This window comes from Kitasatospora sp. NPDC022785, from assembly GCF_055561295.1.
On the sequence record NZ_JBVHHB010000006.1, the window covers coordinates 216666 to 230153 of the forward strand.

Sequence of the window (13488 nt, forward strand, 5' to 3'; positions counted from 1 at the left end):
GTTGTGGCCAGTCGGCCGCCCCCCCCGCCGGCCCCACTCGCCGCCGGGGCGTGGGGCCTGCGGCTCAGTCGCCCAGCACCACGTGGGCCGGGCCGTCCGGCACGGCCACCGGCAGCAGCCGCTCGGCCTCCGCGACCAGCTCGGCCGTCACCGCGCGGCTGAGCTTCTGCAGGGGCGTGAGGGTCAGCACCGCCTCGCGCCGCTTGCGGTCCAGCAACCACACCCCGGCGACCGTTCCGTCCACCAGGAAGGTCGGCTTCAACTGCAGGTTGGCCTTGGCGTAGACGGCGTCCTTGTACTCCGGCGGCAGGATCCGGGCCCGCCGCTTGGGCGCGAACGCCAGCAGCGCGCTGTCGAACCAGGGCAGCAGCCGCACCGGAACCGGCTCCTCGGCCGGCGGGCGGGGCGCGTCCGGCAGGTCGTACAGCAGCCGTCCGTCCTCGTCCCGGAACACCTCCAACCGCTCGCCCAACGACGCCAGCAGCGCCTTCACCGGGGTGATCTTCGCGCCGATCCACTGCGCGACGTCGTCGGCCCCGGCCGGGCCGAACGCCCGCAGATGACGCAGGACCACCTCCTCCAGCGCCTCCTGCGCCTCCGGTACGCCCTCCGCCGGCCGCGGCGCGGCGAGCACCCCCTCCGGGATGCCCTCCCCCCACACCCCGTCGGCGGGCGAGCGGACCAGCGCCACCGTCGACCGGAACGGCCGCCACTTGTACGTGCGTTGCAGCTCCAGCTCGGCCGGGTCGAAGGCCTCGGGGTTGGCGGCGACCCACTTCTCGACCCAGTCCGCGACCTCCTGCGGCGACCGCGCCGCCGACCCGGCGTACTCGGCCAGCCGCTCCCGCAGCCGGTCCGTCTGCGCAGCCGACTCCCCGCGCGTGCGGCGCCAGGTGTCGTCCCCGACCGCGACCACCACGGCCGCGTACGCGGCGTGCTGCTCCGGGGTCACCAGGTGCAGCGTGCGGCGCAGCAGCGTGCCGACCACGAGTTCGCGCCGCTCCAGCGCGGTGCGCACGCTGTCCGCGTCCACGCCCCGCACCCGGCTGAAGAGGGCGACCGGCAGCGCCGGCCCGTACTGCGCCTGGACGGCGCCGATGGCCTCGACCGCCTGCGGCAGCGGCAGGTCGAGCCGCTCGCGCAGCCCCTGCCGGGCCAGCAACGCACGGTTCAACGCACGGTCCGTCAACGTCTGCCCGCTCACGCCCCACCCCTTTGTCCTGCCGAAGTCCGCCTGGCCCGCCGAGGAATCGCAAGGTCCGGCAAGGTCCGCCAAGCGCTGCCGCCAGGCAGCCTAGTCGAGCGGCAGCGGGCCGGCGGCGGATCGCCACACCGGCCGCCGGGCGCGCCGGGGAATGCGCAATTGTGCCTATCCGGCGTCATTCCACGGCACCTAGGTTCTCGCCCGGACTCACCTGTTGGACACCGTGAGAAAGACGGACCCGATGAGTACGGACCGGCTCCGGAGAGCCAGTGACACCCCCCAGACGAACACCACCGCGCGCCGGCGGCGCGTCATCGGCATCTGCGTCGCGCTGGCGGTGGTGCCGGCGGTCGTGAGCCTGATCGCCCTGCACCACGTCCAGGGCACCGGCGGCGGGGCCGCCCGGGTGGCCGGCGGCGCCCACGCCGATCCCACCGTGCACTTCCTGATCGCCGTCGTGGTGGTCCTGGGCGTGGCCCGGCTCGCCGGGCGGCTGGCCGTGCTGGCCGGCCAGCCGCCGGTGGTCGGCGAGATCTGCGCCGGCATCGCGCTGGGCCCCACCCTGCTCGGGCGCCTGTCCCCCGACGCCACCGCCTGGCTGCTGCCCGCCGGCGTCCTGCCGATGCTCAACGCCCTGGCCCAACTCGGCCTGGCGCTGTTCATGTTCGGCGTCGGACGGGAACTCTCCTCGGTCCGGCTGCGCGGGACGGGCAGCCGGAACCTGCTGGTCACCCAGGCCTCCCTCGCCGTGCCGTTCGCGGCCGGGACGGTGGCCGCGGTCGCGCTCGGCACCCGCTACCTCGGCCCCGCCCAGGACCCGCTCGCCTTCACGGTCTTCCTCGGCTGCGCGCTGAGCATCACCGCGTTCCCGGTCCTGGCCCGCATCCTCGAGGAACTGCGCCTGACCCGTACGCCGCTCGGGCGCCTGTCGCTGCTGGCCGCGGCCGTCGGCGACGCCGGTGCCTGGCTGCTGCTGGCCGTGGCCGTCGCACTGGCCCAGGGCAGCGCCACGGTGAGCCCGTGGGTCACCGCGGGCGGCGGCCTCGCCACCGCCGTGCTGCTGCTCTGGCCGGTCCGCACGGCGCTGCGCCGCACCGCGCACCACCGGCTCGGCCGCACGCGCGCGGCGACGGGCGCCGCGGAGGCGGCCGGTGACCGCACGGCGCCGGGCGACGGCGGCGCGGCCATCGTCCTGCTGCTCTGCCTGGCCTGCGGCGCGGCCGCGCTGACCTCGGCCATCGGCCTGCACGCGGTGATCGGCGCCTTCCTCGCCGGCGCGGCCTACCCCACCGGGACACCGGCGCTGGACGCGGCCGCCGACCGGGTGGCGTCCTTCTCCGGCACCCTGCTGCTGCCGTTCTTCTTCCTCGGGTTCGGGCTCTCGGTCGACCTCGGGGCGCTGCCGCTGGACGGGCAGACCCTCCTGGCGGGCGGCGCGCTGCTGGTCGCCGCGGTGCTCACCAAGCTCGCGGCGGGCCTCTGCGCCCGGCCGGCCGGCATGAGCTGGCGCGACGCGGCCGGCCTCGGGATCCTGCTGAACGCCCGCGGCCTCACCGAGCTGGTCGTCCTCGGCATCGGCAAGCAGGCCGGGATCATCGACCAGCGGATGTTCGCCATCCTCACCGTCATCACCCTGCTGACCACCACCCTGCCTGTCCCGTTGCTGCGACTGCTCGGCCACGGCCGCCCGCAGCGGAGCGCCGCCGTTCCGGGCGCCGACGCGCAGGACGCCGATGCTCCGGGCACCGGCGCAGGGAACCCCGACGCGCAGGACGCCGATGCTCCGGGCACCGGCGCAGGGAACCCCGACTCGCAGGACGCCGACGTACCGAACGCCCTCGCGCCGCCCGCGGCGTCCCCGGACGGGGAGGCCCGCCCGCGGCCGCAGGAGAGCGGCGCCCGCCACGGGGCGTAGCGCCCCGGCCCGAGCCGTCCAGCCTCCACCGACCACACCCCGGCCGCCCCGGCCGCCCCACCCCGTTGCGGAGAAGCCATGGAAAAGCTGTCACCGCCCCTGCCGGCCGCCCGACCGCTGCCCGGCGGCGGCACACCCTCCCTCGCACAGCGCTTCATGCTCTCCCTCGCCGCCCAGGACAGCCCGCACTTCCCGCTCAGCGACTTCCACACCTGGTACGCCGAGCGCTGCGCACGCCACTTCAAGGTCTCCCGGATCCCCTTCGACGCCCTCGACCAGTGGTACAGCGAGCCCGGCACCGGGAACCTGCGCCACCGCAGCGGCCGGTTCTTCTCCGTCGAGGGGCTGCGCGCCGAGGACGGCGACCGCCCCACCCCGGGCGATGCGCGGCCGATCATCATCCAGCCCGAGATCGGCACCCTGGGCATCCTGGTCCGGGAGTTCGGCGGCATCCTGCACCTCCTGATGCAGGCCAAGATGGAGCCCGGCAACATCAACACCGTGCAGCTGTCGCCGACCGTGCAGGCGACCCGCAGCAACTACACCCAGGCACACGGTGGTTCGGCCGTCCGCTACCTCGAGTACTTCGCCCGGCCCGGCCGCGCCGACGTCCTGGTCGACCTCCTGCAGTCCGAACACGGCTCGTACTTCCTGCACAAGCGCAACCGGCACATGGTGGTCGAGACCACCGAGGACGTCCCCGGGAACCACGACTTCTGCTGGCTCACGCTCGGCCAGATCGGCCGCCTGCTCCGGCAGGAGCACCTCGTCAACATGGACTCCCGCACCGTGCTGTCCTGCGTCCCCATCGACTCGCAGGGCCTCGTCCCGTCCGGCGTCCACGGCGTCGGCGCGGCCGTCCTGCAGTCGCTGAGCCCCACCGCCCGGCCCCGGCACACCCTGGACGAACTCACCCGCTGGCTCACCGACATGCGCGCCGGCGCGCCCGGCTCCGCCCGCCGGGTGCCGCTCGCCGACACCGAACAGGCCGGCTGGATCCGCACCCCCGACCGCATCGCCCACCGGGAGGGCGGCCCGTTCGCCGTCATCGGCGCCCAGGTCGAAGCGGACAACCGCGAAGTGGCCTCGTGGTCCCAGCCCCTGCTCGAACCGACCGGCACCGCCGTCCACGCCTTCCTCACCACCCGCCTCGACGGCGTCCTGCACGTCCTGGTGCAGGCCCACGAGGAGGCGGGCTCCCTCAACGGGCCCGAACTCGCCCCGACCGTCCAGTGCCTGCCCGGCGAGACCTCCCCCTACCTCGACGAGGTGCTCCGCGCCCCCGCCGCCCGGGTGCACTACGACGTCCTGCAGTCCGAGGAAGGCGGCCGCTTCCACCACGCGCAGAGCCGCAACATGCTCGTCGAGGCCCCGGAGGGGTTCCCCGTCGAGCAGCCCCCGCAGTACCGGTGGGCCACCCTCGACCAACTCGCCCGGATCACCCGGTTCGGACACCACGTCAACATCCAGGCACGCACCCTGCTCGCCTGCCTGCTCAGCACCGCCTGATCCACCCGTGCCGCCCCGGCGCGCCCGGCACCGCGTGCCGGCCCCGCCCCACCCCGCCCGTCCGCCCTCCCGCCGCCTCCCCGCGTCCGCCGTCCCGCCGCCTCCCCGCGTCCGCCGTCCCGCCGCCTCCCCGCGTCCGCCGTCCCGCCGCCTCCCCGCGTCCGCCGTCCCCTCGCCGGGGCGGCGCGGTCTCCCGAAGGAAACCAGCCCATGACCGAGCACCCCGCGAGAACCACCGCCGCCGCCCCGGCGTCCAGACTCGACACCCTGACCGGCCTGCGGTTCGCCGCCGCACTGCTGGTCTTCCTCTACCACGGCTTCGTCGAGGTCGGGTTCGTCAGCGGCACCACCGGCGAACACCTGCACTCGGCCATGGAACGCGGCGGCAGCTACGGCGTGGGGTTCTTCTTCGTCCTCAGCGGCTTCGTCCTCACCTGGTCCCAGCGCAACGGCGCCCCGCGGGGCCTGTTCCTGCGCCGGCGCCTGGCCAAGATCTTCCCCAACCACCTGGTCACCTTCGTGGCGGCGATGCTGCTGACCGCCGGCACCGGCACCGCCCTCGGCGTCAGCGGGTGGCTGCCCAACCTGCTGCTCCTGCAGTCCTGGTGGCCGGACCCGCTGGTCTCGTCCTCCGGCAACCCGGTCAGCTGGTCGCTCTCCTGCGAGCTGCTGTTCTACCTCGCCTTCCCCCTGCTGCTGCCGGCCGTCAAGCGCATCCCCCGGCGCGCCCTGTGGCCCGCGACCGCGGCCGTGGTCGCCCTGTGCGCCGCCGCCGCCCTGACCGCCCGCTACGTGATCTCCAACGAACCCGCCCTGCCCTACCCCGGCTTCGAATCGATGTCCTTCCACCAGGTGTGGTTCGTCTACTTCTTCCCGCCCGTACGGATGCTGGACTTCCTGCTCGGCATCCTGCTGGCCCGGCTCGTCCTGACCGGCCAGTGGGTCCGCGTCGGCCTGCTGCCCGCCCTCGCCCTGGCCGTCGCCGGCTACCTGGTCTCCACCTACTCCTCGTACCTGCTGGGCGTCGGCGGCCTCGCCTCCGTCTGGGTGGGCCCGCTGATCGCCGCCTCGGCGACCGCCGACACCCGCGGCACGCCCTCCCTGCTGCGGACGCCGCTCTGGGTACGGCTGGGTGAACTGTCCTTCGCCTTCTACATGGTGCACTACCTCGTCCTCACCCAGCTCCGCAAGGCCCTCGGCCCGGAGTGGACCTCCTCCACCGGTGTCGAGCTGCTCGTCCTCCTGCTCGGCCTGGCCCTCTCCCTGGGCCTGGCGTGGATCCTGCACACCCTGGTCGAACGCCCCGTCACCCTCCTCGCCGGCCGCCGACGGCCGGCCGCGCTGTCCGCCACCGCGTCCTGACCCGCCCCGACGGTCCGCCGCCCCCAGGCCCCGGGGACGGTGCCCACGGCCGCGGCCGAACGAAGGAACCAGACACCCATGACGGCCCCCCTCCCCGGCCCCGACGAGGCTCCGCTGATCACCGTGCTCGGTGCCTCCGGCTTCGTCGGCTCCGCGGTCACCGCCGCGTTCAGCCGGCTGCCCGTCCGGCTGCGGGCCGTCGCCCGCCGGCCCAGCACCGTCCCCGCGGGCACCGCCTCCACCGAGGTGCGCAGCGCCGACCTCACCGACCGCACCGCCCTGGCCGAGGCGGTGGCCGGCTCGGACGTGGTCGTCTCGCTCGTCATGCACACCGGCGGATGGCGCGCCGCCGAATCCGGCGACGACCCGCAGACGGTCAACGTCGGCGTCATGGCCGCCCTGACCGAGGTGCTGGGCGACCACCCGCCCGGCCGGCGGCCCCCGCTGCTCCTCTACTCCGGCGCCGCCTCCCAGATCGGAGTGCCGCAGACCGAGCCGATCAACGGCAGCGAACCCGACCACCCCGCGACCGAGTACGACCGCCACAAGCTCCGCGCCGAACAGCTCCTCAAGGAGGCCACCGCCGCCGGAGCGGTCCGCGGGGTGAGCCTGCGCCTGCCCACCGTCTTCGGCGCGCCGACCGCGCCCGGGGCCGACGACCGGGGCGTGGTCTCGTACATGATCCGGCGGGCCCTGGCCGGCGAACCGCTCACCCTGTGGCACGACGGCACCGTGCGCCGCGACCTGCTCTGCGTCACCGACGTCGCCGCCGCCTTCACCGCCGCCGCCCGGCGACCACACCCGCTGGTCGGCGGCCACTGGCTGCTCGGCTCCGGCCACGGCGAACCGCTCGGCGACGTCTTCCGCACCATCGCCCGCCTCGTCGCCGCCCGTACCGGCCGCCCCCCGGTCCCCGTGCTCTCCGTCGACCCGCCCGACCACGCCCCCGCCACCGACTTCCGCAGCGTCACCATCGACTCCTCCGCCTTCCGCCACGCCACCGGCTGGCAGCCCGGGCTGCCCCTGGAACAGGCCCTCGCGGCCACCGTCGACGCCCTCGCCGGCACCCCCGGCCGGCCCGGCTGACCCCCGGCACGCCACCGCGACCCCCGCCCCGGCCGGGTATCCGCCCCCGGGGCGCCACCACCGAGAGAACGGACCGACAGGACACATGACCATCCGGGTGTGGGACTACCGCCAGGAGTACGAGAACGAGCGCGCCGACCTCCTCGACGCCGTCGACCAGGTCTTCCGCTCCGGACAACTCGTCTTCGGTGCCAGCATGCGCGCCTTCGAGGACGAGTTCGCCGCCTACCACGGCGTCGACCACTGCCTGGGCGTCGACAACGGCACCAACGCCGTCAAGCTCGCCCTTCAGGCCCTCGGCATCGGCCCCGGCGACGAGGTCATCACCGTCTCCAACACCGCCGCCCCCACCGTCCTGGCCATCGACGGCGCCGGAGCCACCCCCGTCTTCGTCGACATCGACCCGGACACCTACCTGATGGACACCGGTCAGGTCGCCGCCGCGATCACCGGCCGCACCCGGGCCCTGCTGCCGGTCCACCTGTACGGCCAGTGCGTCGACCTCGCGCCCCTGGAGGAGCTCGCCGCCGCCCACGACCTCAAGCTCGTCGAGGACTGCGCCCAGGCGCACGGCGCCCGCCGGCACGGCCGCGTCGCCGGCTCGACCGGTGACGCGGCGGCCTTCTCCTTCTACCCGACCAAGGTCCTCGGCGCCTACGGCGACGGCGGCGCCGTCCTCACCCGCGACCAGGGCACCGCCGAACGACTGCGCCGGCTGCGGTACTACGGCATGGCCGAGCGCTACTACGTCGAACAGACCCCCGGCCACAACTCCCGCCTCGACGAGGTCCAGGCCGAGATCCTGCGCCGCAAACTCCGCCGCCTCGACCACTACACCGCCGCCCGGCGCGCCGTCGCCGACCGCTACCGCGAGGGCCTCGCCGACACCGACCTCGTCCTGCCCGCCACCGCCCCCGGCAACGAACACGTCTACTACGTCTACGTCGTCCGCCACCCGCAGCGCGACGCCGTCCTGGAGGCCCTCAAGGCCCACGACATCGAACTGAACATCAGCTACCCCTGGCCGGTCCACACCATGACCGGCTTCGCCCACCTCGGCCACGGCCGGGGCTCCCTGCCCGTCACCGAACAGCTCGCCGGGGAGATCTTCTCCCTCCCGATGTACCCCACCCTCACACCCGATGTGCAGGACCGGGTCATCGACACCCTCCGCGAGGTCCTCCGCAAGCTCTGACGCCGCACGCGCCCCGCGCACCCGCCCGGCCGCCTGCCGACCGGCCCGTCCCGCCTCGCCTCGCCTGCCAACCGGCCCGCCCCGCCTCCAGGAGACGACATGGAAGCACGCAAACTCGCCGTCGACGGCGCCCTCGAGTTCACCCCCCGCATCTTCCCCGACGACCGCGGACTGTTCGTCTCGCCCTTCCAGATCGCCGCCTTCACCGAGGCGACCGGCCTCCCCGCCTTCCCCACCGCGCAGAGCAACCACAGCCGCTCCCGCCGCGGAGTCGTCCGCGGCGTCCACTTCACCACCACGCCCCCCGGCACCGCCAAGTACGTGTACTGCCCGCACGGCGAAGTCCTCGACATCGTCGTCGACCTCCGCGTCGGCTCACCCACCTACGGCGCGTGGGACTCCGTCGTGCTCAACCCCCGCACCTTCAAGGCCGTCTACTTCCCCGTCGGGGTGGGGCACGCCTTCATCAGCCGGGCCGAGGACTCCGTCGTCTCCTATCTCCTCACCCACCCCTACGTGGCCGAGCACGAGCAGGCCGTCTCCGTCCTCGACCCCGAACTCGCCCTCCCCGTCCCCACCGACACGCCCCCGATCCTCTCCGACCGCGACGGCGTCGCCCCCACCCTCGCCGAGGCCCGCGCCGCCGGACTCCTCCCCCGCTACGCGGACTGCCTCGCCATCGAGGAGGCCCTCCGCCGGTAGGACGCCCGGACGGCAGGTCCGTCGCCGCACGGCCGATGCGAGGACAGCTCCCCCTGCGGGGTGGCCCTCCCCGGCCCGTTCGAGCCGGGCCGCGCCGACCAGGCCGCTCCTACCAGACCGCTCCTGCCGGGCCGCGCCTACCGGGCTTCGCCGAAGGCCCGCCGGTAGGCACCGGGGGTGGTGCCCAGGGCGGCCCGGAACCGGTGGCGCAGGTTGACCGCGGAGGCGAGGCCCACCCGGGTGGCGATGGCCTCCACCGGCAGGTCGGTCCGTTCCAGCAGGACCCGGGCCGCCTCGATCCGCCGGCGCAGCAGCCACTGGCCGGGGCTGACGCCGAGCTGCTGGTCGAAGCGCCGGGCGAGGGTGCGGCTCGACAGCCCGGCGTGCTCGGCGAGCCGGTCGAGGGTCAGCCGGGTGCCGAGCCGGGAGGAGGCCCACTCCACCAGGGGTGCCAGCGACTCGTCGACGGCCCGGGCGAGCTCGGGCCGCACGGCGTACTGGAGTTGGCTGCCCTCCCGGTGCGGCGGCAGCACCATGCTCCGGGCGACCTGTGCGGCGTACGCCGCGCCGTGGTCGGCGCGCACCAGGTGCAGGCACAGGTCGATGCCGGCCCCCGTCCCGGCGCTGGTCGCCACGTCGCCGTGGTCGACGTACAGCACGTCCGGGTCCACCTCGACGCCGGGGAACGCCGCGGTGAGCTGGTCGGTGCGGCGCCAGTGGGTGGTGGCGCGGCGGCCGTCGAGCAGTCCGGCCTCGGCCAGCAGGAACGCCCCCGTGCAGATGGCCACGATCCTGGCCCCGCGGCGGTGGGCGTCCCGCAGCGCCGCCACGACCGCCGCGGACACCGGGCCGCCGGGCGGCTGCCACCCGGGGACGATCACGGTGTCCGCCTCCGCCAGGGCGTCCAGCCCGGCGTCGACGAGCATCGCGTACCCGGCCGTGGTCGCCACCGGCCCGGGGCGCTCGGTGCACACCCGGAAGTCGTAGCGCACCGGCACCTCCGGGCGGACCGTGCCGAAGACCTCACTGGCGCAGGCGAGTTCGAAGGGCGACTGGGGCTCGTTCAGCAGGGCGACCACGCGATGACGGCTCATGGCAGGAATATATCCATGGATGTCTTTCCAGACTCTCGAAGGCGTGCACCGCCCTGCCGCACAGTGGCCGCATGAGCGAAACCCATGACGTCACAGCACTGAAGACCACCGTCCAGGTCGACCACGTCGAACCGGCCGACGTCGCACCCGGGATCGTGCGCCGCCGGCTGCCGGCGACCGAGTACGCCCGCGGCTGGCTGATCGACTTCGCCCCCGGGACGGAGTGGCCGGAGGTCGACGTCCACTCCGCAGAGGAGCGCTACTACGTACTGAGCGGCGAGGTGATCGAGGGCACCGAACATCACGGCCCCGGTACCTACGTCGTCTTCGCCCCGGGCAGCCGTCACCGCCCCCGCACCGACACCGGCGCCCGCATGCTCGGTATCACGGTCATGCCCCGCTGACCCACCCCGCACCGGCTGCCGACCGGGCCCGCCGGTCACCCGTCGGCGGGCCCGCACAGCGCCCCCGCACACGGCACCCCCGCGCACGGCATCCGGAAAAGGGGGTGCGGCTCACGTCTCCCGACCGCGGCCCACCTCGGCCGCCCAGCCGATCCCGATCACCAGCGCGAGCACCACGAGCACCGCACCGAGCGCGATCGACGTCCAGCCCCCGCTGGTCAGGCTGTCCAACTGCTCCTGGTAGGTGGTGTCGTGCGGCTCGGGCATCCCCTCGGAGAACGATCCGGTGACCTTGGGGTGGCAGATGTCGCCCGGCTCCATCGGCCGGCCGTAGCAGGTGGGCACCACCGTGTGCAGTTTGCTGACGCCGGACAGGACCAGGCCGGCCCCGCCACCGAGCACAACGAGCAGGATCACGAATCCCATGACCGTCGCGGCCCCCGTCCCTCGTACGGCCGCCGGCCGGCGCGCCCTCGAACGCTTCGACGCGGCACCTACCCCGGCCGGTTCCGCCGAACCGGGCTCCCGCCGTGTCCTCGGGCACACGGCCGCCCGGCGGCGTCACGGCCTCCGAGGATACGGCCGCCGGGCGGTGCGCCTCAGGCGGGTGCCGCCTTGCCGTCGGCGGCGATCGCCACCAGGCCCTTCTCGGTCGGGCCGTAGAGCCGGCCGCCGCCGGCCCAGTACGGCACGGGGGTCGCACTGCCGCCGCTGGGGTGGAAGTCGAAGGTCCAGCGGGGGGAGCCGGTGGCCGGATCCAGCGCCCGGACCTTGCCGTGGACCCAGATGTAGAGGGTCTCGTCCGCGTAGTGCGCCGCCATGTCCTGGAGCACTCCGCCGGGCAGGGAGCCCGACCAGCGGACGGCGCCGGTCTTGGCGTCGAACGCCTGGACGACCGTACAGGCCTTCGCGTAGTGCGCTCCCAGGGCGTAGACGGTGGTGCCGTCGGGGCTCGCCACCGCCCCCTTGAAGGCCCACTCCCCGGCGGACTGCCAGGCCACCTTCCCGTCCGCCGGGTCGACCGCGTAGAGCCGGTCGCCCAGGTAGAGGAAGTAGCCTCCGGCCGAACTGTGCTGGCCGTCGGCGAAGAAGGGCAACATGATGACCGTGGCGCCGCTGCCCGGAGCCAGTTGCTGCCAGAGGCTCTTGCCGCCGTCGTTGACGTCGAGGGCCTCCAGCTTCCCCGTCTTCTTGTAGGTGTTGACGTCCACGTCGTAGGTCTCCCACAGCAGGCGGGTCCCGGTGGACGGGATGGAGAGCCTCGTGGTCTCCGTCACGCCTCGCGGTCGCACGAGCTGCCACCGGAGCTGACGCGTCGCCGGGTCCACCGCCCACACGAAGCCCCCCGTGTAGGCGACCGGGGCCTTCGGGTCGGGGAGGCGGAAGGTGCCGATCGCCTCCCCGTGGACGTAGACGAGGTTGTCGAGGAGTCCCGCCACCGAGGCGGAGCGGGCGATCCGCAGGTCCGGCCGGTTCAGGGTCCAGGCGACGGCTCCGGTCGCGAGGTCGACGGCCTTGAAGACGTACGTCAGGTCGGTCTCGCCGCCGTACCCCATCACGTAGGCCATGCCCCCGCCGACCGCCACCGGGCAGTCGCCGCTGCCGACCCCGGACGGCGCGGAGTAGTTGGTCAGCGGTCCCCAGCGGGGCTTCCCCGCCCGGTCGAACGCCGAGACGCCCTTCATTCCGGCGACGACGACGGTGTCCCCCTCGCCGGTCACCGCGATCAGCGGCTCGTCCACCGGCGCCGTCCACAGCGGGGTCGCCAGGACGTCCGTGTCCAGCGAGCGCGAGTAGTCGGTCGGGTTCGCGGCCGGGGTCGGCGGCGGGTTGCCGGAGCCCGTCCCGGGCCCGGCAGCGGACTGCGGCTTGTCGCCGCCGCCCGCACGGGTGAGTAACAGCGCGGTGCCGGCGCCAGCCGCGGCCACCGCCCCGCCGGCCAGGCCGAGCAGGAGCTTGCGGCGGCCCGGCCGGGGCGCGGGCGAGGGCGTGACCCGGCCGAGCAGCAGTGTCTGCTGCCCCGTCGGTGTCCCGGCCGCAGGCCCCACCGGCGGCGGCCCGGCGGGTCCGCCCGGCCCGGGAGGCAGGGGCGGCTGGACCGGCGGGAGCGACGGGGGTGGCGGGGGCGCGGCGGCCGCCAGCGGGGCCATCACCGCTGCCGCCTCCTCGATCGCCGCGACCAGCACCGGGTGCAGCCACGTCCCCGGTGTCAGCGGTCCCACCCCCTGGGAGGCGGCGAGCTGCTGCGGCGTCGGCCGGTCCCCCGGGGCCTTGGCCAGGCAGGCCGCGACCAGCAGCCGCACCCCACCGGGCACCGCCGCGAGGTCCGGCTCCTCGCTCACCACCTTGCGCAGCATCTCCAGCGGATGCCCGCCGTCGAACGGCCCGGTCCCGCCGGTGGCGGCGAACGCCAGGGTCGAGCCGAGCGAGAACACGTCGCTCGCCGCGCCGGCCCGCTCCCCCAGCGCCTGCTCCGGCGACATGAAGGCGGGCGTGCCGAAGATCGCGCCCTCGGCGGTCAGCGCGGTGCCGTCCGCCGCCCGCGCGATGCCGAAGTCGATGACGTGCGGCCCGTCCAGCGCCAGCAGCACATTGCTCGGCTTGAGGTCCCGGTGGGTCAGCCCGACGGCGTGGATGTTCCTCAGCTCCTCGGCGATCCCGGCCGCCAGGATGCGCAGCACGTGCTCGGGGAACGCGCCGACCAGCCGGACCGCCTCGTCCAGCGCGACCCCCGGCACGAAGGCGGTCGCCATCCAGGGCACGGGCGCGTCGGTGTCGGCGTCCACGACCGGAGCGGTGAACGCCGAGGAGGCAGCCCTGGCCGCCGAGACCTCAGCCCGGAACCGCGCGCGGAACTTCGCGTCACCGGCCAGCTCGCGCCGGACCAGTTTGACCGCGACGGTCCGTCCGCCGGCCGACCGGCCGAGGTAGACCACCCCCATGCCACCGGCCCCCAGCCGGCCAAGCAGGGCGTACGGGCCGATCCTGGACGGGTCGTCGGACTCCAGCTGGCGCAT

Annotated in this window: 11 protein-coding genes; 7 read left to right on the plus strand and 4 right to left on the minus strand. The window is 74.7% G+C overall.

Translation table 11 applies throughout. From position 1 onward, the window contains the following. Positions 1-64: 64 nt before the first annotated feature. Positions 65-1204: a winged helix DNA-binding domain-containing protein gene (locus ACZ3YO_RS12705; RefSeq protein ID WP_465568525.1), complete on the minus strand. Its 1140-nt coding sequence runs from the start codon at positions 1202-1204 to the stop codon at positions 65-67. Between the two features lie 241 nt (positions 1205-1445). Between ACZ3YO_RS12705 and ACZ3YO_RS12710 the strand changes: the two genes are divergently transcribed. The 6 genes from ACZ3YO_RS12710 to ACZ3YO_RS12735 all read left to right on the plus strand — a co-directional run bounded on the left by ACZ3YO_RS12710 (position 1446) and on the right by ACZ3YO_RS12735 (position 8973). After that, entirely contained in the window at positions 1446-3119 is a 1674-nt protein-coding gene (locus ACZ3YO_RS12710; protein WP_465568528.1) for a cation:proton antiporter, read from the plus strand. A gap of 78 nt (positions 3120-3197) precedes the next feature. Beyond that, positions 3198-4628, plus strand: coding sequence for an NDP-hexose 2,3-dehydratase family protein (locus tag ACZ3YO_RS12715; RefSeq protein ID WP_465568531.1), 1431 nt, complete (start codon positions 3198-3200; stop codon positions 4626-4628). A 210-nt stretch (positions 4629-4838) separates the two neighbouring features. Beyond that, on the plus strand, positions 4839-5990 hold the full coding sequence (locus tag ACZ3YO_RS12720) for an acyltransferase family protein (RefSeq protein WP_465568533.1): 1152 nt from the start codon (positions 4839-4841) through the stop codon (positions 5988-5990). Positions 5991-6068: 78 nt separating this feature from the next. Then, the gene (locus tag ACZ3YO_RS12725; protein WP_465568536.1) at positions 6069-7076 is read left to right on the plus strand and encodes an NAD-dependent epimerase/dehydratase family protein; all 1008 of its coding nucleotides are present in this window, start codon (positions 6069-6071) and stop codon (positions 7074-7076) included. Between the two features lie 85 nt (positions 7077-7161). Beyond that, on the plus strand, positions 7162-8271 hold the full coding sequence (locus ACZ3YO_RS12730; protein WP_331741972.1) for a DegT/DnrJ/EryC1/StrS family aminotransferase: 1110 nt from the start codon (positions 7162-7164) through the stop codon (positions 8269-8271). Positions 8272-8370: 99 nt separating this feature from the next. Next, a complete protein-coding gene (locus ACZ3YO_RS12735; RefSeq protein ID WP_465568540.1) occupies positions 8371-8973 on the plus strand; it encodes a dTDP-4-dehydrorhamnose 3,5-epimerase family protein in 603 nt (200 codons plus the stop codon). A gap of 137 nt (positions 8974-9110) precedes the next feature. On the opposite strand, the gene ACZ3YO_RS12740 is transcribed toward ACZ3YO_RS12735, so the two are convergent. Beyond that, on the minus strand, positions 9111-10067 hold the full coding sequence (locus ACZ3YO_RS12740) for a GlxA family transcriptional regulator (protein ID WP_465568543.1): 957 nt from the start codon (positions 10065-10067) through the stop codon (positions 9111-9113). A gap of 71 nt (positions 10068-10138) precedes the next feature. Here ACZ3YO_RS12740 and ACZ3YO_RS12745 point away from each other — a divergent pair, with 71 nt between their 5' ends. Further along, the gene (locus tag ACZ3YO_RS12745; RefSeq protein WP_465568546.1) at positions 10139-10471 is read left to right on the plus strand and encodes a cupin domain-containing protein; all 333 of its coding nucleotides are present in this window, start codon (positions 10139-10141) and stop codon (positions 10469-10471) included. Between the two features lie 111 nt (positions 10472-10582). Here the strand turns inward: ACZ3YO_RS12745 and ACZ3YO_RS12750 are convergent, their stop codons facing one another. Beyond that, a complete protein-coding gene (locus ACZ3YO_RS12750) occupies positions 10583-10888 on the minus strand; it encodes a hypothetical protein (RefSeq protein WP_465568549.1) in 306 nt (101 codons plus the stop codon). A gap of 182 nt (positions 10889-11070) precedes the next feature. After that, the gene (locus ACZ3YO_RS12755) at positions 11071-13488 is read right to left on the minus strand and encodes a protein kinase domain-containing protein (protein WP_465568551.1); all 2418 of its coding nucleotides are present in this window, start codon (positions 13486-13488) and stop codon (positions 11071-11073) included.